Consider the following 25,527-nt stretch of genomic DNA (forward strand, 5'->3'; position numbering starts at 1 on the left):
TATCAACTTCTTTAAGAAAAAACATATCTTCTACAAATAGGCAGAAGATATGTTTTTGCGGTCATTTATTCTTCATCCGCCACCTTCACCAGCTGTTTCCCAATATTCTCACCAGTAAATAACCCTAAAAAGGCATCAGGTATGTCACGAAAACCTTCGTGAATCGTTTCTTCAAACTTCAACTCTCCCTTGGCAACAGCCTCCCCTAGTACTTGATAAGCCTCATCGTAATGTGCTGCAAAGTCGCCGACAAGCAAGCCTTGCATTTTCACCCGAGACTTCACCAAAAATCGCTGTACTCGCAAGCCAATATCCTGTTCGTCTTCCTTTAGGTTGTAGGAAGAAATAGATCCACATACCGGCACACGTGCGAACACATTTAACAACGGCCAAACCGCATCAGAAATCTCACCGCCGACGTTTTCATAATAGACATCAATTCCATCTGGACAAGTCTCTTGTAACTGGTCGCTTACATTTCCCTTTTTATATTCCACGGCTGCATCATAGCCCAAAGTCTCCGTAATATAGCGTGCTTTTTTCTCTGATCCTACAATGCCAACCACCCGCGCTCCAGCTCTTTTGGCCAATTGCCCAGCGATTTGTCCAACGGCTCCAGCGGCTCCTGAGACAACAACGGTTTCGCCCTGTTTCGGTTCACCGATATGCATCATCCCAAAATAGGCTGTCAATGCCGGCATTCCTAGTACACTTAATGCACTGCTGGGGCTTAAGCCTTTTGTATCGACTTGACGAACCTGATCTCCTGATACCACATTGTACTCTTGAAAATCCAGCGCACCTGTGACCAAATCTCCCACCTTCAGCTGATCACTATTGGATTTGGTCACTTGTCCAACGACCCCACCTGCCAACGGTTCACCTACCTCAAATGATGCCGCATAGGATGGGGCATCTGACATTCTTCCACGCATATAAGGATCGACGGAAACGTATAGTGTTTTTACCAATACCTCGTTCTCGCCTGGCTCTCCCACTTCCACTGTCTGAAATTGAAAGGTATCTTCGTTTGGCAGTCCATTTGGTCGATCACGTAATATCAATTGCTCTTGTTTCATCACACAGTCCTCCTTGATAGCTGATTAGTATATGCTTCTATTTAGTTGTTCCTCATGGTTTCTATGGATAAACATGACTGTACAAAAAAAGAATATTCGCTTTTTTATGTTTAGTTAAGTTCATTTTTAAACCAATTCATATCTCTCAAACGCCTTCCATAACCCATCTGCATCGACATGATTGGTGACATAATCAGCCGCTGCTTTTAAATTAGGTTGAGCATTCCCCATCGCTATCCCTACTTGGCAATACTCAATCATTTGCTTATCACTGGCCGCATCACCAAAGGCAAAAGTATGCTCCTTGCCGACCTGTAAATGATTCAATAATTGGTCAACGGCATGTACCTTATCCGCTCCCAAAATGGCAAACTCGCCAAATTCCGGTTTTTCTCCGGTTGCTGACCACGTGTCTACTTTCAAATGATCACCAAACGTAGCTTTTGCTTCCGCCAGTTTATCAGGATGCAAACAAAAGCTGATTTTCGCTACATCATCCCGATACAAGTCTCCTCCGTAAATCATGTCGGGATAAATGGCTTGAAGCCGTTCTTGATTCTCTTTAGAAGCTTCTCCCCATAACTTCTCCGTCGTCTTTTCTAAAAAGTGCTCACTGGCAAACAAGCCATTCTTACTTTCTAAATAAAAGGCTATCCCTTGCTCCTGCATCCAATCGACGGTTTTGATCACATCTTGCTTTTCCATCATCAAATCTTGCAGCACTTCACCATTGTCTTCGATATACATCCCATTGCCACCAATCATGCCATCCAACCCAATATCCCATAGATGGCTGTACACCTCTGCCTTACTACGACCCGTGCTAAGGTAAACCTTATTCCCCTTTTTTCTTGTCGCTTGTACTGCTTCCATAGCAGACACTGGAATCTGGGTTTCATAGTTGACCAAGGTACCATCAATATCTAAAAAAATCACTTTCATATTATCCTCCTAGTCTCTGTCTTTATTATCATACTCTTGATGCCATGCTTTGATATAATCCAGTCTTTCTTTGAATTTTTTCTCATGTCCTTGATCGGTTGGCAGGTAATATTCCCGTCCCTCTAAGGAAGGCGGCATCGTTTTCATCGTCGTTAATTTCTCTTCTTGTTGATGGGAATACTGATAATCCTTACCATAGTCCAGTTCCTTCATTAAATTGGTCGGCGCGTTCCTGATTTGTAATGGCACTGGTTCATTAATCGATTCCTTCACATCTTTCCTTGCTTGCAAACGTGCAGTATAGACGGCATTAGATTTCGGTGCTAAGGACAAATAAATCACCGCTTCTGTTAAATGAACATCACATTCCGGCATACCAATAAAACGGCACGCCTGAAAAACATCCGTTGTGATACTTAAGGCACGGGCATCGGCAAGTCCGATATCCTCACTGGCAAAACGTAGCAGCCTTCTAGCAATATAGATAGGATCTTCCCCCGATTCCAACATTCGCGACAGCCAATAAATCGCCGCGTCCACATCACTATTTCGCATCGATTTATGCAAGGCAGAAATAATATTATAATGTTCCTCTCCATTTTTATCATAAAGAAGGGAGGTTCTGGTGATTAATTGTTGCAACTGATCTTCAGTGATAGCAATTCCCTCTGCTGTCTCCTCACTATTTAACACCGCCATTTCTAATGTATTTAAGGCACTTCTTGCATCCCCATTTGCAAATTTCGCAATAGCGGTTAAAGCTTGTTTCGTAATATCGATCTTTTTATCCCCGAAACCATCAGGATGAGCAATCGCCGTTTTCAAAAGATTGACAATGTCTTCGGTTTCCAATAGTTTTAAGACAAACACCTTACTCCTAGACAACAGGGCGGCATTCACTTCAAAGGATGGATTTTCCGTGGTCGCCCCGATTAAAATGATACTACCGTTCTCGACATAAGGGAGAAAGGCATCCTGCTGCGCTTTGTTAAACCGATGGATCTCATCGATAAAAATAATCGTCTTTTCGCCAAAATCGCGTCTGGATTCGGCTTCCTTCATCATTTGTTTAATCTCTTTTATTCCACTATTTACCGCTGACAGGTTAATAAATGTGGACTCGGTCTTTCGCGCAATAATCTCCGCCAAGGTTGTTTTGCCTACCCCAGGTGGTCCCCAGAAAATCAAGGAAGACACTTGATCGTTTTCAATGATATCCCGCAGTACTTTACCTGATCCTAGCAAGTGCTGCTGCCCGACAAATTCATCCAACGCTTTCGGACGGATTCGGCTAGCAAGCGGAGTGCTTTTTTTATTATCTTCTGAGAAAAGAGACTCCTGTTTCATCATGGGTCACCTCTTTGCATGAGAATTTTATGATAACTCCATTGTATCAAACGTATGTTTGTTTTGCATCTAATTAAATTGTTCAAAGCATTTGCCATGTGAAAATAACGGCCTTTTTTTCGAGTCTGACTCTTATTTTTGATCGTCATATCCCTATGTCCAACACCTCTCTCTATTGTATCGGAACAAAAAACGAATCCATTTTGCACCACTTAAGTGCAAAATAGATTCGTTAGGGGGGAGATATTCTCTATGTCATCGCAAATGCAGGTAATGAATCCACAAAAGCAGAGGCAGGTTTGTCCGCTTCTTCCTCTGTCACTAGGCAATCATTTAATGAAGCAATAATCTGATTTTCATCCATTTCACGGCCTATACAAACAAGTTCCGTAATGCGGTCACCGGCTGCTTCATCCCAATTATCAAACAGACCTGGATCATCTGCCTTTAATGCCGCTTGCTCCTCTTCGGAATAGCTTGCCAGCCATCTTCCAGCACCTTCTAAAGTCAGCATCGACCCGGCCTGTGATAAAAAGCCGGCCACATCATTTCTGGTGACTAACCAAAAGAAACCTTTCGCCCGAAGAATTTCATCTGGCCAATTCTCCAGCCATTCCTGAAATCGTCCAGGATGGAATGGCCTTCTACTTCGATAGACAAAGGAGCTAATTCCATACTCTTCGGTCTCTGGTACGTGTTCTTGATTTAACTCTTTGATCCAGCCAGCCCCGTGACTTGCCTCTTCCAAATCAAATTGACCGGTATGCAGCACTTGTAAAGGATCTATTTGACCAAATGTAGTGGGAATAATCTTTGCCTCTGGATTTAGCTTATAAAGTAAATCTTTTAATTCTTCCATCTCCTCACTCGACAGCTTATCTACCTTGTTTAACACAATCACATTGGCAAATTCGATTTGATCGACTAGTAAATCGACAATCCCCCGCTCATCATCATCCGATACATGTAATTCCCGGTCCAGCAGCAAATCCTCTGAGCGATAATCTTGCCAAAACTGCTGGCCATTGACTAATGTTACCATCGTATCCAGTTGGAAAAGGGCTTGTAAATCTATTCCTAATTCTTCATCGGCATAGACGAAACTCTGAGCGACCGGGATTGGTTCCGAGACACCGCTTGATTCAATCAAGACATAATCGATATCCTGCTTCGCCAGTTTTTCCAATTCGACGATTAAGTCTTCTCGCAAGGTACAGCAGATACAGCCGTTAGTCATCTCTACCATATTTTCCTCGGTGCGGATCAAACTACCTTCCTTCACCAACCTGGCATCGATGTTGATTTCGCTCATATCATTGACAATAACGGCTATTTTCTGTCCATGTTGTTCGGTAAGCAGGTGGTTAAGCATGGATGTCTTGCCCGCGCCTAGAAACCCACTCAAAACGGTTACTGGAATTCTTTTGTTCATCAATTATTCTTCCTTTCTTTCCTGATCCTTATAGACACGGCTCGGGGTCGCTCCTTCTTGAAACAAATACTTTCCGCTATATCCTTCTGTCGGCTGATCGACTTGTGCGATGACCAGCTGACAAATACGCATGCCCACCTGTAATTGCACAGGCACGCGATTCGCATTAAACAGTTCCAAGGTAATCTGCCCAGCAAAGCCTGGATCAATCCAGCCAGCATTTTGGATAAACACGCCTAATCTGCCGACTGAACTTCTGCCTTCTACAAAGGCGGTTAAATGATTAGGCAGCTTCACTTCCTCCAGTGTTGTGCCCAGTAAAAAGGTTTGCGGAGGAATTGTAATAAACCCCTCCTCCGATACTTGTATTTCCTTATACTTCGCTGGCTTGTCTACCGACAAAAACGGGGTAGAGATATCATCCACGATGACGAAATGTTCCCCCAGACGCAAGTCAATAGAAGCCGGCTGGATGCTTAATTGCTGAAAAGGGGCAATCGTCATTTGTTTGTCCTGTATCAATTGCTCAATCGTCTGTCCAGATAAAATCAATGGGTTTCCCTCCTGATTATGAAAGTCGCCAAGGGAATGGGTTTCTAAACTTGGACCAGTCTTCATCCATTTCAGATTCACTCAAAAGGCAATGCTCCAGATCATTTGTTATTTGGTCAACATCCAAATCCATACCTATAAACACGATCTTAGTATGACGATCACCATATTTTGGATCCCACAATGCTTTCACTTCCGGATTTTGACTTAAAATTTGTTTTTGTTTTTCTTTTGGTAAGCTGGCTACCCAATAAGCTAAAGGCTCCAATTCCACAGAAGGACCAGCTTGAGATATTAATAGGGCGACATCATTATGAGTAGCACACCAGATTACCCCTTTCATTCGAACTATTTCTTGAGGCAGGTTCTGGTACCAGCTCATCAATCGTTCGGTGTGGAATGGTAACCTAGAAGTATAAACAAAGGATCCAATTCCATATTCTTCTGTTTCAGGAGTATGGTTCTCGACTCCTGCATTTAGTTCTTTTAACCAACCTGCTGATTCACTTGCTTTTTCAAAATCAAACAACTTGGTATTTAGTATTTCCTTTGGATCGATGTTACTGTGTTGAGTACGAATAATTTTCGCTTCTGGTTGTAGTTTGCGAATAACTTGTTCCAGTTTCTGCAAGTCTTCTTCTGCTACTAAATCAGTTTTATTCAGTATCAACACATTACAGAATTCAATCTGATCGATTAATAAATCGGCAATATTCCGCGTATCCTCATCGGCTACTGCTTGTTTTCTACTTAACAAGGAATCACCGGAACCAAAGTCATGCCAAAAACGATTGGCATCAACCACTGTTACCATCGTATCTAGTTCACAATATTTGGTTAAGTCAATCCCCATCGTATCATCAATATACGAAAAAGTCTGCGCAACAGGCACAGGTTCACTAATACCTGATGATTCAATCAAAATATAATCGACGTCACCTTTTTGGACGAGCTTTTCAACTTCTACTAATAAGTCCTCGCGTAAGGTACAACAAATACAACCATTGGACATTTCTACCAGCTTTTCTTCTGTACGCGAGAATCCACCTTGCGTTTGGATTAACTCACTATCAATGTTTACCTCGCTCATGTCATTAACGATAACCGCTACCTTTAAACCTTCACGATTATGTAAGACATGATTTAATAACGTTGTTTTACCTGCGCCCAAGTATCCACTTAGTACAGTAACAGGAATTTTCTTCATTTGTTCGTCCTCCTTTATATTTATGGGCTGCTTTGGACCAATGAAAACCCAGATCTACTACCCTATGTTAAAAAATATAATCCTACTGCCAAAAGGGCTGCACTTACCATACTGGTCAACATCTGTTTACCGCCAATCGAAAGCGATGTCTTCCAGCCTAGCTCTTTGCCAATCGTAAATAAGGTTACTAAACAAGCAGAAAGCGTAGAAGCCAAGTAAACCAGTATAAATATCTGACTAATCGACATATCCATTAAAAGACTCCCTTGTCCTTCATTTAAGACAAGCAAACCATCCTTTCTGATAAAAGAGAAGATTAAGCCCGGCGCTGCTTCTGCCGGCAAGGAAAACAATGCAAGCAATGGCATAGCAAGCCAGCTAAAAATGGATAATATGCCGATTATATCTAAAACAGATGCCACCAAACAAATGACTAAGAAGATGGGCATCGCCTGCAATAAAAACTGTTTTATCACTCCTGAAAGCTTCCAAAAGAATGCCTTCCAATCTATCTTTTGTATATAAGGGAGCGGTGCTATACGTGTGAACTGATCTGCAGACTGCCGATTCCAAACTCTTGTATGGATCGCACCAACCAAAAATAACAGCAATATATAAGGCACAAATAGAAATGGTACTTGTGCCGCATTAAAAATGGATAACGTCGCTCCTATTTGATAGCTGCATGCCGAACCAAAAGCAATCAAGGAAACACAGGATATGCGTGTACAACTGCTGCATCCTCTGCTTTGAAAAACGGCAACGACATTACAGCCAAAGCCTGTGATTACCGGTAGTAAATCCCTTCCTGTTAACCCTATTTTACGAAGCCAAGGATCCAATGTAGTCGTGATGTGCTCTTGTATACCAATCTCTTCGGTTAGGCTTGTCATTACCCCGATCAACAGTACTACCGGAAAAGCCCACAGAAACGAATAAGAACCTAGCGTGATTAACCCGTAATCACCTATCAACATATTTGCTAGAAAATAGGGTGCCTGATCCAGTGTTGTAATGAGAGGATCAAGCACATATTGATCCACAATTGGTTCCAGCCAGGAGACCAATAGGTATGCGCCGATAACCGGAAGAGCAAACATTGCAAACAGGAAGAAACAAGCCAAGAGTGGACCTGCGATTGGTAAACGAAAAATAGGAAGTAATTGGTGGACATTTGGTGAAGAAGCAGGGAGAAAACGCATAATACTTGCAGTAGCTCCCCATACTTGAGCCTGTTTGATAGCACGCATGACTTCTTCCTGCACTGAGTCATCCATCTTTCGTGTATTTATCCAGACAACGGGTACCTGTAATAATTCCTGTACTCTATTTTGCTCCGCTGGGGATGGCGAGTACTTATCTCGATGTGTTGCCACGATGGCGATCTTTCTCCCTTTCAAATTTAATTCTGTTTGCAGTTGTTCCAATTCTTCTTTCAATTCCGTAGACTTCACGACTAGGAGAATTGTCTTTCCTTCTTGTAAGTGATCTAACGTTAGTTGAGTGTTATGGCTATCCATCTCAAATTGAAGACCTGGTAAATCGGTTAATTGGATGTTCCCATTTAAATGACAAGGCGCCTGCAAAGCAGATATGGTAGACCCTTTTACATTACTGGCTAATGCTTTATTCTCACCAGTCAATTGTCGAAATAAGCCAGATTTCCCTACTGATTCACAGCCTACTAGCAATACTTCTGTCCATGCCACATCAGCATACTCTGCTTGCTCTAACATTGGCACTTCTCCCCGCACATGGAAAGGTCGTTTAAATAGAAATTCTCCTGTTGATACGTCTCGATAACGGACAAATCTAAACCTAACTGTTCCCCTATTGCTTCCGCTATAACCGCAAACCGCTGGCGGAATTTATAAATATAACAAAAGATATGGTCGTTATGCCGTAGCTCAGGGCCAGTCAGAAACAATCCTGACGTCTCCACGGATTCGTCTGATTCATTCAGCAGCGCCTTATGATGTGTTCCACGTTTTACTAAGTTTTCAATAATCGTCGTACTGCCCGCAAATCCAGTAGCTAGAATCGGTTTTTCACTGCTGAAATAGACGTCTCCGTCACTAGCAAAAACGTAATAGCCTTTCTCATCTGCTTCCAGCCATTCTACTGTCTTATGCCCCGCCAGCGTAAACCATTCAGAATCTAACAATGGATGAACTCGCTGATAGGTATAAGGGGATAAGGCAATACTAGGATCACTACTTTCTAATTCCCATGAATGGCTCTTGGCAATTACTGTAACCTTTTTGCCAAGCTTTCCTAGTTGATAAGCTGCATCCATGCCACTTTCATAACCGCCAATAACGATAAAATCATCTCCAGTCAACTCCTCCCAAGAAGAAATATGACTATTGTGAATAGCAAACTCCGCTCCCGGAAATGGGTTCATATCTGGATATTGATATTCTCCCGCAGCCCAGACCAGAAAGCGACTTTGATAGACTCCCGATGACGTCTCCACAGTGAAAAGGTTGCCCTTTTTTTCAATATGCTTTACCTCTACCCCTCGTTTAATCGGAATCGAGAAATGATTGGCAATGACTTGTAAATAACCAGCATAATCCTTGCCGCTAGGATGTTCCATAGCAAGAGTATACGCCGGTGAAGTCTTTGGAACAATCGCATTCAAATCGGTCTGGCCAAATCCCTGTGCCGGAAAAGAGGGCGTAATAAACCGCATTTCCTCCGGCCAGCGTAAAAAGGACGCCCCTACTTCTTCTTTTTCTAAGACCAAATAGGACGAACATTCCATTTGTTGTAGTATAGAGGCTACACCTATTCCAGAAGGACCTGCTCCTACGATAATGACATCATATAGATTATCCATAGCAACCTCCTTATTCGAAATCATTACGATTTAAATCTTAAAAAGTTAAGCAAGGCAATATTGAAAACCGATTTCCAGCTCCTTATTATCCAGCTGCTTTCCAATAAATACAACCTCACTTTGTCGTTTTTCATTAGGTGCCCATTCGTCTCCCTCTGTACCAGCGAAGAGCATATGCACGCCTTGGAATACCACTTTTCTATCCATCTGTTTGATATAAAGTACTCCTTTGTAACGATACAAGCTTTCCCCTTTCATCTGGACTAAATAGGCAAACCATTTATTCACCTTATCGATATCCAACGGACGATCTTCCTGTAAGACGAAAGAGGTAACTGGACTATGATGATGGTGATGGGTGTCTGTCAAGAGATCCGGATCCATGTTCAACGCATTTTCAACAGCAAAAGATTTCGTCCCGATTAATTCACTGCTGTCCACCTTGGCATTTGTCGTATAAAACTTTTTGGCATTTGGATTCATGCTAATTAATTGTTGTTTCAACGCTTCTTTCTCATCATTCGTAATAAGATCGATCTTATTGACCAGCAATTTATCAGCAAAGGCAATTTGTTGAGCCGGCTCTTCTTCCTCTAAATGTTGTCCAATATGCTTGGCATCTACCATCGTAATCACACTGTCAATCTCGAAGGACGCCGCGGTTTGCTCATCCATCAGAAAAGTTTGAATCACGGGAGCGGGGTTAGCCATTCCAGTTGTTTCGATCACAACACGATCGATTGTATCCTCTTGCTTCTGCAAATCGGCCAATAACCGAATTAAATCACCACGCACATTACAGCAAATACAACCACTGTTAATTTCCACAATTTCTTCGTTTGTGGATACCACCAGCTGACTGTCAATTGATGTGTCGCCGAATTCATTAATAATAACAGCCGTCTTTTGCTCAGATAGATCGTGTAACAAATTGTTTAACAATGTGGTCTTCCCAGCACCTAAAAAACCGGTTAAAATCGTTACCGGGATGTGGGTATCTTGTACCAATGTTGTTCCTCCTTGCTCAGCCTATTTTAGGTAAAGTGAGACTGTTACTATATAAGTTGAACTTATAAATGTAACAAATATCTGTGATAAGTAAATCTTTGCTCACATTATTTCCTGATAATCTAGTTTAATCCATTCGTGTGAATGACCATTCACACGCCTTTCAGCTCTGCTAAAAGGTAGCAGTAGGATCAAGAGCACCTATCGGATAATTCAACTTATATAGTTGGATTTTTGCTGCACAGGACATGCTAATGCTGGCGTTGTGGTCGTCGCAGCACTGCTTAGTTATAAAAACTCCTGCCTCAACCCTCAGAAGAAAACTCCAAACAGGAGACCCAATCTTTCATAGATCATTAGCATGCAACAGAGCAGCGGTCATCATTGCGACAGCCTTCCACTACATGACAGATTCTGTTTGAAACAAACCATTTACCAGCTCGACTTTTTCACACCAGGAATTTGTCCTTTGTGGGCATATTCTCTAAAGGCAATTCGGGACATTTTGAACTTTCTCATATAGCCTCGTGGTCTGCCGGTTACCTCACAGCGATTTTTTAGACGAGTAGGTGAAGAATCTCGTGGCAGCTTGCGTAGTGCCTCATAATCTCCCTTTTCCTTTAGTTCTCTTCTCAACTCTGCATATTGCGCCACCTTTTCCTGACGCTTCTTTTCTTTTGCGATTTTGGACTTTTTAGCCATGTTATTTATACTCCTTTCGATATCATATCTTCTATTGTTCATGCAAGCTTGATTCATTCAAAATAATGACGTATTGACATAGTATACTTGATTCTTCATCAAATGTAAATAGTAATTGTTTCGTTTTACATAAAGAAGTAGTCCATCAGCAAGTGGGCGTAATTAAAATGAATCTTCCACGAAGTCACTGATCACACCTATCGCTGCCTTGTTTCCCTCGCTGGCCGCAATAATAAGCTGAGGGGGACCCGAAGCATTATCGCCAGCCGCATAAATCCCTTTTATACTTGTCCGCCCGTAACTATCTGTTTGAATACCTCCCATTTCATTCATTTCTAAACCAAGACGCTCGGCAAACGGGGCAGCCTGCTGCATATCATAGGAAACAAACCCTGCCTCTCGTTCCAGCTCCTTGCCGTTCTTAAATTGAATTTTCTTTAATTGTCCATTTTCACTTTGCAAACGTAAAATCTCATCTTCCAACACTTGGATTTGTTTTTGTGCTAGTATCTCTTTTTCTTCTGTAGAGAGGGTTTCTTTTCCATTAGTGCATACCACAATATCTTTGTTCCAATTGGAGAACATTTTGACTCCATGAAAAACAGGTCCGCGCTCAGCAATATAGACTAACGGCGTATCCTTTAATTCCCATCCATCACAGAAAGGACAGGCAAACAAGCTGGTCCCATAGACATCATGAATACCTTCTATATCTGGAAGGACATCCTTTAAACCTGTTGCGAGTATCATGGTTTTGACCCTATACTCCTGATCATCGTTGGTTCGAATAGAGAACACATCTTCTGATGGGATAATATCGTTTACCCGTTTCTTTTGATAAGATATCGCATCATATTTATTTAAATCTGCGTGAGCTGCCTTTCTAAAATCAGCCGGTTGAATGCCATCCCTTGTAATAAAATTATGAGATTCCTGTGTTACCGCATTACGTGGGGTGCCATCATCCAATAACAACACGGTTTTCTTCCCCCTGGCTAAGACGAGCGAGGCGTTTAAACCTGCCGGACCTCCTCCAATAACAGCACAATCGTATAACATGACACTCTCCTCCTTATTAGCTTAGCGCAAAATGAATTCTACAAAAGCTGAATTCATTATATCGTAATCATTACGATTTGAAAAGTAACTTATCCTATACTTAAAATACGATAACTCAGTAATAGTTTCTCATATATATAATAATGAAAGAATTGTTAGGATGAATACATAAAAAAACCGTGCCTCTTCATATAGGAGGCACGGTTTTCGAATATCAATAGGGGTCCGCTTCATGTCCTAAATCTTCCGCATGCTTAGGAGCTTGTTCTGCATCTGCTGCACCTAATGGATTATGACTGGTTCCCTGCTTCATGGTTTGTGCTAAGCCTTCGCGCAGGCGCCGGCCATATTCTTCATCTGCTTCTTCCGCTAAGCTAATCATTTTATCCTGGATACGCTGATCACAAGTCGATAAATCACCGATCAAGTTGGCTAATAATTCATCCTTCTCCCAATCTTTAAACTGTCGAAAGGTTTGCCCAGCCTGTTTGGTATTGTCGTGGCGATCAATTGATTCTCTGACAAGATTCCCCTCTACATGAGGTGTGTATTCTTTCCCAACCTGCTCTGCTTCCTCCAGACCGCCTAATACAGATGGTTCATAATTTACATGGGGGTTTTGTCCCGGTGCTTTATCATTTTGTTGACGGAGTTGACCGCCTTCCTGGTTGGTTGCTACACGTTTTTTTGCGGCATTGACAGGAACTTGCAGGTAATTGGCCCCGACACGATAACGCTGGGTATCTGAATAAGAAAAGGTACGACCCTGCAGCATTTTGTCATCAGAAAAATCGAGGCCATCTACCAAAACCCCGGTTCCAAATGCAGCCTGTTCTACTTCGGTAAAATAGTTCTCTGGATTTTTGTTTAATACCATTTTTCCCACTGGCAGCCATGGGAAAGTATCTTCAGGCCACAGTTTGGTATCATCTAATGGATCAAAATCAAGTTCCGGATGGTCATCATCAGACATAATTTGTACGAATAGCTCCCATTCTGGATAATCTCCGTTTTCGATCGCATCATATAAATCCTGTGTGGCGTGATTGAAATTTTCACCTTGAATCTCTGCAGCTTCTTTAGCAGTTAAATTTTTAATTCCTTGCTTCGGCTCCCAATGATATTTGACGAGAACCGCCTCCCCATCCTGATTGACCCATTTATACGTGTTCACCCCAGAACCCTGCATCATACGATAATTGGCAGGGATTCCCCATGGTGAATAGATAAATGTCACCATATGGAAAGATTCTGGGGAATTGGCACAGAAATCAAAGAAGCGCTCGGCATCCTGGATATTCGTGACTGGATCTGGACGAAAAGCGTGAATCATATCGGGAAACTTCATTGCGTCCCGAATAAAGAAGATTTTTATGTTATTGCCCACAAGATCCCAGTTGCCGTCTTCCGTGTAAAATTTCACCGCAAAACCACGAGGGTCCCGGACCGTTTCTGGGGAATGGTTGCCATGAACGACCGTGGAAAAGCGGACAAATACCGGTGTTTGTTTTCCTTTATCCTGAAAAACTTTCGCTCTAGTATATTTAGATACTGACTCCTCACCAGCTGTGCCATATGTTTCAAAATAACCATGTGCACCAGCACCACGAGCATGCACAATACGTTCCGGCACCTTCTCACGATCAAAGTGACTGATTTTTTCAATAAAATCATAATTCTCCAACGTGGCTGGACCGCGATTACTGACGGTACGAATATTTTGATTGTTCGTGACAGGGTGTCCTTGGCGGGTGGTTAAGGTTTGATCATTCTCCTGACTCGCTGGATTAGTTGATTTCTCTTTTTCAGACATAGGTTGGGCCTCATTTCGTTATAGATTTCTTTCTTTAGCTTTACCAATACAAATAAAATTAACCGTTCTTTTTAAAGTGCGCGAGAAAGTAAATGGCAGATCATACAAATCAATTGTTTTCCTGCTTAAACACTGGTATGATAAGCAAAGCATGACGTGGTTCGAAACCATCCCACGTTAAAAAACTAGGAGGAAGATAGAACATGAATATAAAAACGCTTGTGATTAACGGGATCGTTGCAGCGCTATATGTTGCCGTATCCTTATTAGTCTCTCCAGTCGCATTCGGTGCGATTCAATTCCGGATATCAGAGATGTTTAACCATTTAGTAATCTTTGATAAACGATTCTTTTTTGGGATTACAATTGGAGTATTTGTCTCTAATTTGTTTTCCATGGCGGGAGGACTAGATCTTTTATTCGGAACGGCACATACCGCTATTTCATTAGGAATTATTATTTTCTTAAAGAAATATATTAAAAACACGCTGGTGCTATTATTCTTGAATACATTGATTTTTAGTTTTAATATGTTTATTATTGCTTTTATGCTGAACATTGCATTGGAACTCCCTTTCTTCTTCACATGGCTTACCACAGGGATTAGTGAGTTGATTGTGTTATTGATTGGTATTCCTATTTTTTATATGATCTATAAACGAATCTTTGCTAATAAAATCGCATAAAAGGCATTAAGAAAAACCGGACCAAATTCGCCCGGTCCTTTGCCGACCACTCAAAGCAGCCACTGAACTGGCGATAAGATAGATTATGTTAAGTAGCCCACTTTCCTTAGTGGTGAGTTTGACCGGATTTTTTGTGCTAGGCGAGCGCTGCGGGAATATGCTGCGCTTTCCATGGGGACGGCTTCAGCTAACTAAAAAGAAAAGCACTTTTTAGTGGATCTTCAGCACGTCCTGCGATGCACAGGACGTGCAAGTGCAGGCGTTGCAACAGGACGTTGCGATTTTAGCCTGTAAACCATTTTCAAGTCTCCGCATATTCCCTCCGCTAGGTAAAAGTACAACAATGGTTGTTACTGCTAGAATGAAGGGTTCTAGGTACCTAGACAGTGTTGTAGCGAAAGGAGAAAATCGTCAGCTGATTCTTCGGTTGCATAATGATCATGCTACAAATATAAAAGTCATAACGTAGGATCAAACCGTTCTCAGAAAAAGGTTATGCGGTTTGCTTATTGGCAGAAATATAGTGTCTAGAACACTTCATCTTCGCAACCATTCGATTGTAGTGCTACTACCCAGCGGAGGAAATAGGTGGAGACTCCTGTAAGAAAGGCGGAAAGCGTCGGTTAAAAACGTAACAACTGGACCGAAGCGACGGAGATAAAGGAATCACGGTGAGGGACGAACCGATGATGACTTATCGTAGGGCGCTGTCGGGAAGTTGTCTAGTTTTTGACGCTTGTAGCCAGACAGAGAAAAGCGCAGTGTGAAGACCCCGCAGGAAGCGTTCTTTGCTGACGAGGAGGCTAAAGCCTTGTCTCGCGGAAAGCGGAACCTATTTCCGGAGCGTTTCCTAGCATTGACAAACAATCAACTTTACTACATGGAATAATGGAACTAGATACTTTACATCATACATCTTATCGGTATCACCATTCGTTCAAGATCAAAATCGGTCCACATCCTTTCATACTCAGAATTTTATACTTTCTTATCTTTTAAAAAAGACGATGAATGATTCATCGTCTTTTTCTTATCGAGGTTGTCTAAAAATCCCCACTTATCGGAAAACACAATTCCAGATAACCCGGATTATCGATAGTCTACATAAATGGAAACTCTATCTTGAACCATTAACCCTCTCCCGTCCCTAAGAATCGTTGGCCACAAGTACTTGCCAGCAGTTCCCTTTTCTTTTTTTATAATATTCCAATATTATGCAGATGCGAAAGCATTCCCTTTCACATCTGCTTGTGTTACAACCTTATTCAGAAATGGGGCCATCATAATTAGGGTCATCTGAAGGCGCTAGAATGTCGGTTAGGAATAAGGCGAGATTTCCATCTTCATCTGTCATGCGGAACAATAAATGTTGTCCTTCCTGCAATCCTGCTTCGCCAGCTGCTTGATATGGGAAGTTAGAAAAATCGCCATGAAAATCACCCTCTTCCTCTACTTCCAAATCCTGTGTGCTTGCTACGAATGCGTCTACTTCAGAAACTTCCACCGAAACACCAGGCAATGTCTTGCCATAATAAGTCGAGGTGTTTTCATAAAATTCTGGTAAATCAGTGGCTTCCTTAATGTCATTCATAACTGCTGTATCCGAAGTGCTTTCTACTAATTCCATTCCATCTTCGGCTGGCTGGATAGGCAGGACAAATTGCTGTTCGTGCGGCATATTTCCCATCACATACACAATCAACTCATCGCCAGCCTCAAGCTCCATGCCGTCAAGTGGCAACGCAAAATGCCCCTGCTCTGTCACTTCTGGATCAACGTTTTCTACTTCTTCACTATCTGGTTGCGAAATCTCAAATCGAATACTTTGCTCAGGATTAATCGTCCCGCTATACACCAATGTATTCTCATAGATATAAGGCAGTTCTAGATTTTCCAAAGCCTCAGGGTATACATCACCGCTACCTTCTTCAGGATTGTCGCGTCCACTCACTTCTTCTGGTTCATAAAGCTCGGGTTTTGCTATATCCCTATCGTCACTACCCTCATCATCGGTAGTGTTACTTGACTGTTCACTCTCATCCGTTGCACTATTTTGCTGACCATCATCGGACATCGTATCCTCTGGTACAGTTTTTTCTTGTTGCTGCTCTTGATTTTCCTTTACTTCACTACCCTCACTGCTTGTTTCTTCTGACTCTGAGGTATTGCATGCCATCATTACCATCACAATGCTCAGCAGCATGAGGATGGTACATGTGCGTAACATTCTACCCTCTCCTTAAAGAATATTTAAAAAGAATATTCCCTAACAAGCAGCAAGCCAAACACGAGATAACATTACGTCAAAAACCTATTATGATTATTGATAACGTATGCCATTAGACAATCTTCTTAGTTCTTGCCAATTCCGTACCCGGATCAGATGGTTATCTTTTTCGATAACATCCTTTTCCGTAAGTGAATGGATCACTCGGTTTAAATGACGATAGGTGGTTCCAAGTACCTCGGCAATTTCCTTGATGTTAGACGTTCTCAGCTCCATGCCAAAGTTATTACCTTGTTCTGGTGTTAAGGTAGATAAAAGGTAGCTGGCAAACTTATTTTCCACCGTTGCCAACAAGTTGATGCGTGAAGCCGTCGTACAGGTTTGTAGCTTATAACTGACATGCTGCAAAAGCATATGCAAAAAAGGAGGATGATGCATGATATGGTGTTGAATATAATTAATCGGTAAGCCAATCATTAAGCACGAACCTACCGCGACCACCTCTGATTGAACAGGAATATCACGGATTAATTCAATGTCACCTATAATAGAAAACGGCTGGGCAAATCGCAGTAAAAGAGATTTACCTGTTGCGACACTAGAGGTGATTTTCACTCTTCCCTCTACCAAAAACAAGAGTGTCTCCAGTTTTGCCCCTTCCAACAAGATTTTTTCATTTGCTTCATATTGCTGCAATGACCAAGGCACGCCGTTTGTTTGATTCACTATCTTCTCCAGCTCATATTGCTTTAATTTCCTTTCAAGCAATTCAGTATCCTGCATATATTTCATCCAATCCCTCCTTTGGGACATTTGTCCTTTTCATGATACGATAAACTGATAAAATGAGCATAACAAAAAACATAGGAGTGGAACAGAATGAAATTCGTATTTGACATAGATGGTACGATTTGTTTCAAAGGAAAACCAGTCTCAAAACCGCTATTAATTGCATTAGAAAACTTAACAAAACAAGGACATGAGGTCATCTTCGCCTCTGCTAGACCGATAAGGGATTTGCTTCCTGTCTTACATCAACGTTTTCATACGTATTCAATGATTGGCGGTAATGGTTCCATCATTTCTTCACAAGGAAACATCCTCTCAACGGTTTCCTTTGAAGAAAAAACGCAGGAAGCGATGATCGCTTTATTACAGAAGTATCATGTATCTTATTTAATCGATAGTGATTGGGACTATGCCTACACCGGCCCAGCTGCCCACCCTATTTTAAATAACCTTGATCCACAACGTCTCGCTAAAAAAGTGGAGCTCGGACAATTAACATCGATCGTGAAAATGTTGCTGTTAACATCGGATCATATGGAGGAAGTTGAAAAAAAACTTAGAAAAATGGAGGTAGTCGTTCACGTCCATGGTGACGAAGGAGTTTTGGACATAAGCCCACAAGGTATTGATAAATGGACTGGATTACAGCAGTTAGGTGTAGCGGCTGGAGATTATCTCGCGTTCGGTAATGACGCCAACGATATCACCATGTTTCAGCATGCCATGTACACCGTTATGATCGGTGACAACCCGCAGCTTTTGCCATTTGCGTCGGAAACACTGCCTCTAAGCGAAAGAATAGAATATGATATCGCCCAACGACTAGAGCAATTGAGTAAACAGTATTCGAGCGAGAATGATCAGGATATCCATTAACAGTATGGAAAGGAAGGAACGCATGAACGGAAACTCGAATGACCGGCAACTCATAGACCAGCTTGATCAAACAAACACAGAGGCATGGGAGGGATTACGTGCGATAGCGGAGAAACGGACAGGGGCAGATCGCCAAGTCAACTGGAAAGGCGGGAAGCAGCTTTCTAATCGAGTATACCACATTGGCTATCCCTGTTATAGTGAACAGATAAGCGAGGTGATCCGCCTATTATCTGAGGTTGGTGCTGTCACGCCGTTATATGTCTGGATGGAACATGGATTGCCTGACCGCGCCGTTTCAGGTAAGGAGCTAACCATTGGAGACGCCATTCGTACAGCAACTTATATGGTACGTGGAGAACGATTCAGCGAAGGGACGATTGCTGCAGCTGTAGAAAAAGGGCTGCTTGATCGCGTCTTGCATGCGCTTGTGGAATGGTATGATAATGAATAACCAATCGTTTATCGACGAGCTTCTCGAAAACAAAGAATACACAACGGAACCGCATACTACTTGGTCAAAGAAAATCGAGGCACTCGATGGTTTTATTTTTGTGACACCTGAGTACAATAATAATATTCCTTCAGGGCTTAAAGATCATATTGATTATCTGGGCTCGGAATGGCACCATAAAGCAGCAGGTATTGTGAGCTATGGTTCTACCTTGGGTATTGCAGCTTCCCTTGCACTGCGCACCACTTTAGCAAACCTAAAAATAGCTGCCGTGGAGCCACAAGGAGCTTTCAGTTTATTTAATGATTTCGAACATATAGCTATCTTCAAACCAATGGAAGTTCATCATAAACGGTTGGAAGAATTAATTGATGATGTCGTTGCTTGGTCAACTGCTCTTCAATCGATAAGAAAATCGCAAGTACTAGCATAAACTTTCAAAAGACAAACCATGATTGGATTTAGTATATGGTTTGTCTTTTTTCATACCAATTAAAGGTAGAATCAAATTTACTAATAACGTGCAGCAACTGACAGATCTTCCTGTCCTCCTACCGCTCATCAAAAAAACAAATGTGAGCTTTCCAAGTAATCACGTAGCACCCTACTACTATTTCCCATTGGATGTGTTAGCTGATTTTTATATGGTTCTGCTGGGATACTGCTTTCTACGAGACTCTACTCGACGTACAAAAAACCCTGCATAACAATGAAGCGAATCACTGGTTAAATCCGGTGATTCGCCTTCAATGGAGAGGCTTTTACGTTAAAACGGACTATTCCCCGTTATCAAGGCATACCCGGCAAAAACAATCACGACATATCCAACACCTAAAGAAACCCATGTTTTGATTGACATCTTATTCCTGGCCTCCCTTTAGCTTCAAACGCTGTAATCGCAAGGCATTTAGTACCACTGATACCGAACTACAGGCCATCGCGGCTCCAGCAACCCATGGAGCAAGCAGACCAATCGCAGCAATAGGGATCGAAGCCGTATTGTAGAAAAAGGCGAAAAATAAGTTTTGCTTAATATTACGCATGGTCTTGCCGCTGATTTGGACGCTGTCGGCCACACTATTCAAGTCGCCTCGCATCAGGGTAATATCTGCTGCCTCAATCGCTACATCCGTACCAGTACCAATTGCCATGCCAATATCAGCTACGGCGAGTGCTGGTGCGTCATTTACACCATCGCCTACCATCGCTACTTTTTTATTTTCTTGTTGTAATTGTTTGATTTCATTTGCCTTTTGTTCAGGCACTACTTCAGCAATTACGCGATCAATACCGACTTGTTTTCCAATTGCTTGAGCGGTCCGTTCGTTATCACCCGTTAACATAATCACTTCCAAACCGAGCTTATGCATTCTGCGGATGGCTGCTTTCGATGTTTCTTTGACGGTATCTGCAACGGCAATCACCCCTGCCAGCTGTTGATCCACACCGATGAGCATAGCTGTCTTTCCTTCTGATTCTAGTTTGGCCATGTTTTCTTCTACGGAACGGATATCTAGTTGCTGTTCTTGCATCAATTTTCTTGTGCCTACCCATATCGTTTGCTGCTGCAATGTTGCACGTATACCATAACCAGGTATCGCCTCAAAGGAATCCACGGCTTCTACTGTTATTCCTTGTGCTTTTGCCCCTCGGACAATCGCCTCTGCAAGGGGGTGTTCCGAGCTGTTTTCGGCAGCTGCCACTAAAGCCAATACCTCTGTTTCTGTAAATCCTTCTTCTGGGAGAACATCGGTTAATTCCGGTTCACCTTTCGTCACGGTACCCGTTTTGTCTAACACGATCGTGTCTAAAGTACGGGTATTTTCTAGATATTCGCCACCCTTAAACAAAACACCTAATTCCGCAGCCCTGCCGGATCCAGCCATGACTGAGGTCGGTGTAGCTAAACCAAGGGCACAAGGACAAGCAATCACCAACACCGTAATCGCTGGCACAAGGGCTGTGCGTAATTCTCCTGGCTCTACGATAAAAAACCAGACAAGAAATGTAACTAATGCGATGCCGACAACCGCTGGAACGAACACACCCGATACACGATCGGCCACGCGTTGAATATCTGCTTTACTTCCTTGTGCTTCCTCTACTACCTTGACAATTTGCGAAAGGGCAGTATCCTTACCTACCTTGGTCGCCTCCATCGTTAAAATACCATTCTTATTGATCGTGGAACCAATCGCTACATCGCCTATCTTTTTATCAACAGGAATACTCTCCCCCGTAATCATCGATTCATCAACGGCTGATTCCCCTTTGATAATCATGCCATCAACAGGTATTTTTTCACCTGGCCGAACCATGATCATATCTCCAACGATGACTTCTTCTATAGCAATTTCTTGCTCTTCACCATTTCGCAGCACACGAGCCGTTTTCGCCTGCATACCAAGCAATTTCTGAATCGCCTGTCCAGTTCTTCCTTTCGCACGAACTTCAAAGAGCTTTCCAAGCAGGACTAATGTAATGATAACTGCCGCTGCTTCAAAATACAGCTCTGGCATACCAAATTGCCCGTTTAACTGCCACTCTACACCAAGGAAAATACTATAAAAGTAAGCGACAGAAGTACCCAAAGCTACCAGCACATCCATAGAGGCACTTTTATTCCGCAACGCCTTATAAGCACCGCTATAAAACTGTGCCCCAACAATAAACTGAACTGGTGTCGCCAAGGCTAATTGTACCCATGGATTCATTAACATATCTGGGGAATAAATAAAGGAAGTAAACTCAAAGTGTGTCACCATCGTCCATAGTAAAGGCAATGTTAAAATAGCGGAAAAGATAAACTTCCCAGTCTGATGACGGATTTCTTCCTCTTTATTAGTAGCTGTTTCTTCTTTGGATGTTGGAATGCTTAATGTGTACCCGAGTTTTTTGACGGCTTCCATCATATCTTGGATGGTTACCTGGTCTTGATCATATTCCACAGATACATTTTCTAAAGCAAAATTCACGTTAGCCTCTGCTACACCCTCTGTCTTATTCAGTTTCTTCTCAATTCGATTGGCACAAGCAGCACAAGTCATGCCAGATATATCAAAAGTTTGTTTATCATGGGCCACATGATAACCTAGCCTTTCAATTTTTTCTTCAAAATCAGATACTCCAGTTTTCTCTGGATCATAAACCACTTTCGTCTTTTCAATCGCAAAATTAACATTTGCTTCTTCCACACCATCTATTTTATAAAGACCTTTTTCAATTCTATTCGCACACGCGGCACAGGTCATACCTTGAATCTGTAAACTTACTTCCTTTTGTGCTTCCACCCTGTTCACCTCTCTCATACCTCGATAGGGTATATATATGTCAAAAAGAGGATCGTGCTGTTTTAGCACGACCGTTCTTCTTAAGCGACATCGTATCCTTGATCTTCAATTACTTCGATAATATCTTGTTCATTGACTTGCCCGGCCTCGAACGTTACATCGACTTTTCCATCTTCTAAATGCACCTTAACTGATTCAACACCAGTCATTTCTCCTACATTTCCTTCAATAGAAGAAACGCAATGTCCACAAGACATCCCTTGTACCTTAAGGGTAATATTTTGCATGTGAATGACCTCCTATTATTTTATCTACATCCATTCTATCATACCCCGGGTAGGTATTGTCAAGTATTAAAATTACACTAACACTTGTTACATGAATTGATTTTTAATTCATTCCTAGTAACTGCTAGGACTCACTATTCTTAGGCCAATCATATAATACCCCATAAAGGTATGTCAATACTGTTAATTACTAAGACGTAAGACACTTATGTTTCGCTTTGCTATACAAAGAACAGCCATTCCTTGTATAATATTTAAATATACGTATAGTATTTGCGTGTAGTAGCAAAAAGTATACTATAATTACAAATATGGTGGTGACAGTAAGTGGGACACATTTGTGGCAAAACCTATAACTGCGAAAAAGAATTGACTCTTTCTGTGATTGGTGGCAAGTGGAAAATGCTTATCTTATGGCACTTAGGAAAAGAAGGAACTAAACGGTTTGGTGAATTAAAGTCACTGATGCCAAGAATTACACAACGTATGCTGGTCAATCAGCTAAGAGAGCTGGAAGAAGATAAGATTGTCCACAGGGAAGTTTATCCCGTTGTGCCACCAAAAGTAGAATACTCCCTAACCGAACATGGGGAAAGCTTAATGCCAATATTGGAATCCATGTATAAATGGGGAAAAGATTACCTAGAGAATGTTGTCGAAGTCGAGGATCAAGTAGAAGTAAGCAGTTCACCAAAATAATAAGTCAAATGGCTAGAATAAGACGTAATAGTGATAAACCCTTTCTCAGGATCATACAAAAAGTGATGGAGAATACTAAGTCGACAACTATTGCGTAGTTCTAGCCGTTTTTTATGGATAGAACTTGGTGATTCCCACTGGCCATTAAATCCGATTATACCTACTGTAAAATAAAAAATGGCTGGACCGTAAATCGAGATTTTTCAGACACGTTTTTTAGTCATACCGGTACTCAAAATCTTTCCCCTTCCTCTACTTTTTTATATTAAATAGTTCCTTCTTTGTATTGGATTGTTCTTAAAATAGGCCTTCCGATGCCTTTATTCATGCCCTTTTTATGCTTCCTTCCTTTAACAACACTTAGTATACTTTTGCACACCGAGTTATGCAGGAGTAACTATTTGAGATTAAAGTGCGTACTTTTTAGAAATGATAAAACATCATATACTATAGATGTAGCAAATTTTATTATAGGAGTGAAGCATAAATGAAATTACAATTAGCATTAGACCTCGTAAATACAGAAGAAGCCATAGCATTGGTGGAAGAAGTAAAAGACCATATCGACATTGTAGAAATCGGAACACCGATTGTTAAAATTGAAGGATTAAAAGCAGTAAAAGCAATGAAAGAAGCATTCCCGCAGTTAGAAGTATTAGCGGATATGAAGACAATGGATGCAGCCAGCTATGAAGTACAAAAAGCAGTCGAAAATGGTGCCGACATTGTTACGATTTTAGGTGCAGCAGAAGATGAGTCGATCAAAGGCGCTGTAGAAGAAGCGAAAAAACAAGGGAAAGAAATTCTTGTTGATTTAATTGCCGTAAAAGATATTGCCAAACGTGCCCAAGAGGTGGATGCCATGGGTGTTGACTACATTTGTGTACACACTGGTTATGATCTGCAAGCAGTTGGTAAAAATTCATTTGAGGACCTTCAAACCATTAAAGGGGTTGTGAAGAATGCCAAAACAGCTATTGCGGGTGGCATTAAGCTAGAAACCCTCCCTGAAGTAGTGCAAGCACAGCCTGACCTTGTGATTGTTGGTGGTGGTATTGCGGGACAAGAAGATAAACAAGCGGCAGCTGAAAAAATAGAAGCATTAATCAAACAAGAGACTGCTTAAGAGGATGGAAAACACAATGGGGACAACCAAGCATCTAACCAATATATTACAAGAGCTTGCGCCAACTGCCGATTTAATCAATGATGAAGAAGCGGAACAACTTGTCCAGCAAATCCTGACATCTAAGAAGATTTTCGTTGCCGGAGCTGGACGATCTGGACTTATGATGAAAACTTTTGCCATGCGCTTAATGCAAATGGGATTTGAAGCTTACGTGGTAGGAGAAACGGTAACCCCTAATTTGGAGAAAGGGGACTTATTCATTCTCGGATCTGGTTCGGGAGAGACTAAGGGATTAGTTTCTATGGTTCAAAAGGCAAAAAGCTTGGAAGGGATCGTTGCCCTTGTAACCATTTCGCCAGCGTCAACTATTGGACAAATGGCTGACATCACCGTTTCATTACCAGGCTCAACTAAGGATAAGTCCGATAATGAATCTACATCGATCCAACCAATGGGCGCCATGTTTGAGCAAACCCTATTACTCCTATTTGACGCGTTTATTTTGCGATTGATGGAGAAACAAGAAATGAAGGGAAGCGCCATGTTTACCAAGCATGCAAACCTAGAGTAACATAAGCAAGATGACTCTATTGAAATGATGAAGATTGAAAAAGATCGTCATTCCTCAGATTATGACCTTTTTTTTTCGGAGTTTGCTCTTTTGGTGGTCGTCATTCCCCAGGTGATGACCGTTGCCACTCCAACGAATTAAAAAAGCCAAGAACCTTAGTTTTTAAAAGGTCCTTGGCTTTCTTATCATTATCTTCCTCTACTCTTCATCAAAAATCTCTTTCGCCATTGTAAAGGCTGACCATGCTTTAGGCCAACCGGTGTAAAAGGCCAAATGGGTAATTAATTCGACGATTTCGTCTTTGGTTACACCATTTTGTTTGGCTATGTTTAGATGAGCCTCTAATTGAGGAGCACCTTGCGTCATCAAACTGGCACAAGTAATCATACTGCGGTCACGAGGAGATAATTCTGACTCTCTAGACCACACTTCGCCAAATAAGACATCATCATTCAAGCCTGCAAATTGTGGAGCAAACTCTCCTAGATTGTCACGACCTGCTGTTTGTTTTTTTGCCATCGTTTATCCCTCTTTCT

24 protein-coding genes and 1 riboswitch are annotated in these 25,527 nt (G+C 41.8%); of the genes, 7 read left to right on the forward strand and 17 right to left on the reverse strand.

The annotated features are described in order from the left end of the window. Nucleotides 1-65: 65 nt before the first annotated feature. The 12 genes from E0E32_RS17505 to E0E32_RS17560 form a co-directional block, all read right to left on the reverse strand. A complete protein-coding gene (locus E0E32_RS17505; protein WP_066186453.1) occupies nt 66-1,079 on the reverse strand; it encodes an NADP-dependent oxidoreductase in 1,014 nt (337 codons plus the stop codon). 126 nt (nt 1,080-1,205) lie between these two features. After that, entirely contained in the window at nt 1,206-2,021 is an 816-nt protein-coding gene (locus E0E32_RS17510; protein ID WP_130860315.1) for a Cof-type HAD-IIB family hydrolase, read from the reverse strand. Nucleotides 2,022-2,030: 9 nt separating this feature from the next. Next, on the reverse strand, nt 2,031-3,368 hold the full coding sequence (locus E0E32_RS17515; RefSeq protein WP_066186625.1) for a replication-associated recombination protein A: 1,338 nt from the start codon (nt 3,366-3,368) through the stop codon (nt 2,031-2,033). 250 nt (nt 3,369-3,618) lie between these two features. Beyond that, nucleotides 3,619-4,800, reverse strand: a complete 1,182-nt coding sequence (locus E0E32_RS17520) for a GTP-binding protein (RefSeq protein WP_130860316.1) — start codon at nt 4,798-4,800, stop codon at nt 3,619-3,621. A gap of 3 nt (nt 4,801-4,803) precedes the next feature. Beyond that, on the reverse strand, nt 4,804-5,352 hold the full coding sequence (gene dcd, locus E0E32_RS17525; RefSeq protein ID WP_066186465.1) for a dCTP deaminase: 549 nt from the start codon (nt 5,350-5,352) through the stop codon (nt 4,804-4,806). Between the two features lie 16 nt (nt 5,353-5,368). Continuing rightward, on the reverse strand, nt 5,369-6,559 hold the full coding sequence (locus E0E32_RS17530; RefSeq protein ID WP_130860317.1) for a GTP-binding protein: 1,191 nt from the start codon (nt 6,557-6,559) through the stop codon (nt 5,369-5,371). Between the two features lie 62 nt (nt 6,560-6,621). Next, entirely contained in the window at nt 6,622-8,295 is a 1,674-nt protein-coding gene (locus E0E32_RS17535) for a nucleoside recognition domain-containing protein (RefSeq protein ID WP_130860318.1), read from the reverse strand. Continuing rightward, on the reverse strand, nt 8,289-9,401 hold the full coding sequence (locus tag E0E32_RS17540; RefSeq protein ID WP_130860319.1) for an NAD(P)/FAD-dependent oxidoreductase: 1,113 nt from the start codon (nt 9,399-9,401) through the stop codon (nt 8,289-8,291). The genes E0E32_RS17535 and E0E32_RS17540 overlap by 7 nt, the downstream gene beginning before the upstream one ends. Nucleotides 9,402-9,446: 45 nt before the next feature. Next, nucleotides 9,447-10,409: a CobW family GTP-binding protein gene (locus E0E32_RS17545; protein WP_130860320.1), complete on the reverse strand. Its 963-nt coding sequence runs from the start codon at nt 10,407-10,409 to the stop codon at nt 9,447-9,449. 432 nt (nt 10,410-10,841) lie between these two features. After that, the gene (gene rpsN, locus E0E32_RS17550) at nt 10,842-11,111 is read right to left on the reverse strand and encodes a 30S ribosomal protein S14 (protein ID WP_066186476.1); all 270 of its coding nucleotides are present in this window, start codon (nt 11,109-11,111) and stop codon (nt 10,842-10,844) included. 162 nt (nt 11,112-11,273) lie between these two features. Continuing rightward, a complete protein-coding gene (locus E0E32_RS17555; RefSeq protein ID WP_066186478.1) occupies nt 11,274-12,170 on the reverse strand; it encodes an NAD(P)/FAD-dependent oxidoreductase in 897 nt (298 codons plus the stop codon). A gap of 214 nt (nt 12,171-12,384) precedes the next feature. Continuing rightward, entirely contained in the window at nt 12,385-13,983 is a 1,599-nt protein-coding gene (locus E0E32_RS17560) for a catalase (RefSeq protein ID WP_066186480.1), read from the reverse strand. Between the two features lie 150 nt (nt 13,984-14,133). Beyond that, nucleotides 14,134-14,178: riboswitch (PreQ1 riboswitch) on the forward strand. 8 nt (nt 14,179-14,186) lie between these two features. On the opposite strand from E0E32_RS17560, the gene E0E32_RS17565 reads away from it, so the two are divergent. Further along, nucleotides 14,187-14,669: a QueT transporter family protein gene (locus tag E0E32_RS17565; protein WP_066186483.1), complete on the forward strand. Its 483-nt coding sequence runs from the start codon at nt 14,187-14,189 to the stop codon at nt 14,667-14,669. A gap of 1,261 nt (nt 14,670-15,930) precedes the next feature. Here E0E32_RS17565 and E0E32_RS17570 read toward each other — a convergent pair. Beyond that, nucleotides 15,931-16,896, reverse strand: a complete 966-nt coding sequence (locus E0E32_RS17570; protein WP_130860321.1) for a hypothetical protein — start codon at nt 16,894-16,896, stop codon at nt 15,931-15,933. A gap of 93 nt (nt 16,897-16,989) precedes the next feature. Next, the gene (locus tag E0E32_RS17575; protein ID WP_066186489.1) at nt 16,990-17,688 is read right to left on the reverse strand and encodes a Crp/Fnr family transcriptional regulator; all 699 of its coding nucleotides are present in this window, start codon (nt 17,686-17,688) and stop codon (nt 16,990-16,992) included. A gap of 87 nt (nt 17,689-17,775) precedes the next feature. Here E0E32_RS17575 and E0E32_RS17580 point away from each other — a divergent pair, with 87 nt between their 5' ends. Genes E0E32_RS17580 through E0E32_RS17590 form a run of 3 tightly spaced genes read left to right on the forward strand, consistent with a single transcriptional unit; the run spans nt 17,776 to nt 19,448 of the window. Next, nucleotides 17,776-18,561: an HAD-IIB family hydrolase gene (locus E0E32_RS17580; protein WP_130860322.1), complete on the forward strand. Its 786-nt coding sequence runs from the start codon at nt 17,776-17,778 to the stop codon at nt 18,559-18,561. A gap of 22 nt (nt 18,562-18,583) precedes the next feature. Further along, nucleotides 18,584-19,015, forward strand: coding sequence for a DUF6508 domain-containing protein (locus tag E0E32_RS17585; protein WP_130860323.1), 432 nt, complete (start codon nt 18,584-18,586; stop codon nt 19,013-19,015). Then, a complete protein-coding gene (locus E0E32_RS17590; RefSeq protein WP_286171991.1) occupies nt 19,002-19,448 on the forward strand; it encodes an NADPH-dependent FMN reductase in 447 nt (148 codons plus the stop codon). The genes E0E32_RS17585 and E0E32_RS17590 overlap by 14 nt, the downstream gene beginning before the upstream one ends. A gap of 427 nt (nt 19,449-19,875) precedes the next feature. On the opposite strand, the gene E0E32_RS17595 is transcribed toward E0E32_RS17590, so the two are convergent. Continuing rightward, the gene (locus E0E32_RS17595) at nt 19,876-22,305 is read right to left on the reverse strand and encodes a heavy metal translocating P-type ATPase (protein ID WP_130860324.1); all 2,430 of its coding nucleotides are present in this window, start codon (nt 22,303-22,305) and stop codon (nt 19,876-19,878) included. 80 nt (nt 22,306-22,385) lie between these two features. After that, nucleotides 22,386-22,592 carry a copper chaperone CopZ gene (gene copZ / locus E0E32_RS17600; RefSeq protein WP_066186508.1) on the reverse strand — a complete coding sequence of 69 codons (207 nt, stop codon included), beginning with the start codon at nt 22,590-22,592 and terminating at the stop codon, nt 22,386-22,388. Between the two features lie 327 nt (nt 22,593-22,919). Here copZ and hxlR point away from each other — a divergent pair, with 327 nt between their 5' ends. From hxlR to hxlB, 3 genes are all read left to right on the forward strand, one after another. Further along, complete coding sequence (gene hxlR, locus E0E32_RS17605) at nt 22,920-23,291, forward strand: transcriptional activator HxlR (RefSeq protein WP_066186511.1); 372 nt, start codon at nt 22,920-22,922, stop codon at nt 23,289-23,291. 487 nt (nt 23,292-23,778) lie between these two features. Next, complete coding sequence (gene hxlA, locus E0E32_RS17610; RefSeq protein WP_130860325.1) at nt 23,779-24,417, forward strand: 3-hexulose-6-phosphate synthase; 639 nt, start codon at nt 23,779-23,781, stop codon at nt 24,415-24,417. 16 nt (nt 24,418-24,433) lie between these two features. Then, entirely contained in the window at nt 24,434-24,991 is a 558-nt protein-coding gene (hxlB, locus tag E0E32_RS17615; protein ID WP_066186516.1) for a 6-phospho-3-hexuloisomerase, read from the forward strand. Between the two features lie 198 nt (nt 24,992-25,189). Here the strand turns inward: hxlB and E0E32_RS17620 are convergent, their stop codons facing one another. Further along, nucleotides 25,190-25,510, reverse strand: coding sequence for a carboxymuconolactone decarboxylase family protein (locus E0E32_RS17620; RefSeq protein WP_066186518.1), 321 nt, complete (start codon nt 25,508-25,510; stop codon nt 25,190-25,192). Nucleotides 25,511-25,527 lie beyond the last annotated feature (17 nt).

This window comes from Gracilibacillus phocaeensis (genome assembly GCF_900626275.1).
Taxonomy (GTDB): domain Bacteria; phylum Bacillota; class Bacilli; order Bacillales; family Amphibacillaceae; genus Gracilibacillus; species Gracilibacillus timonensis.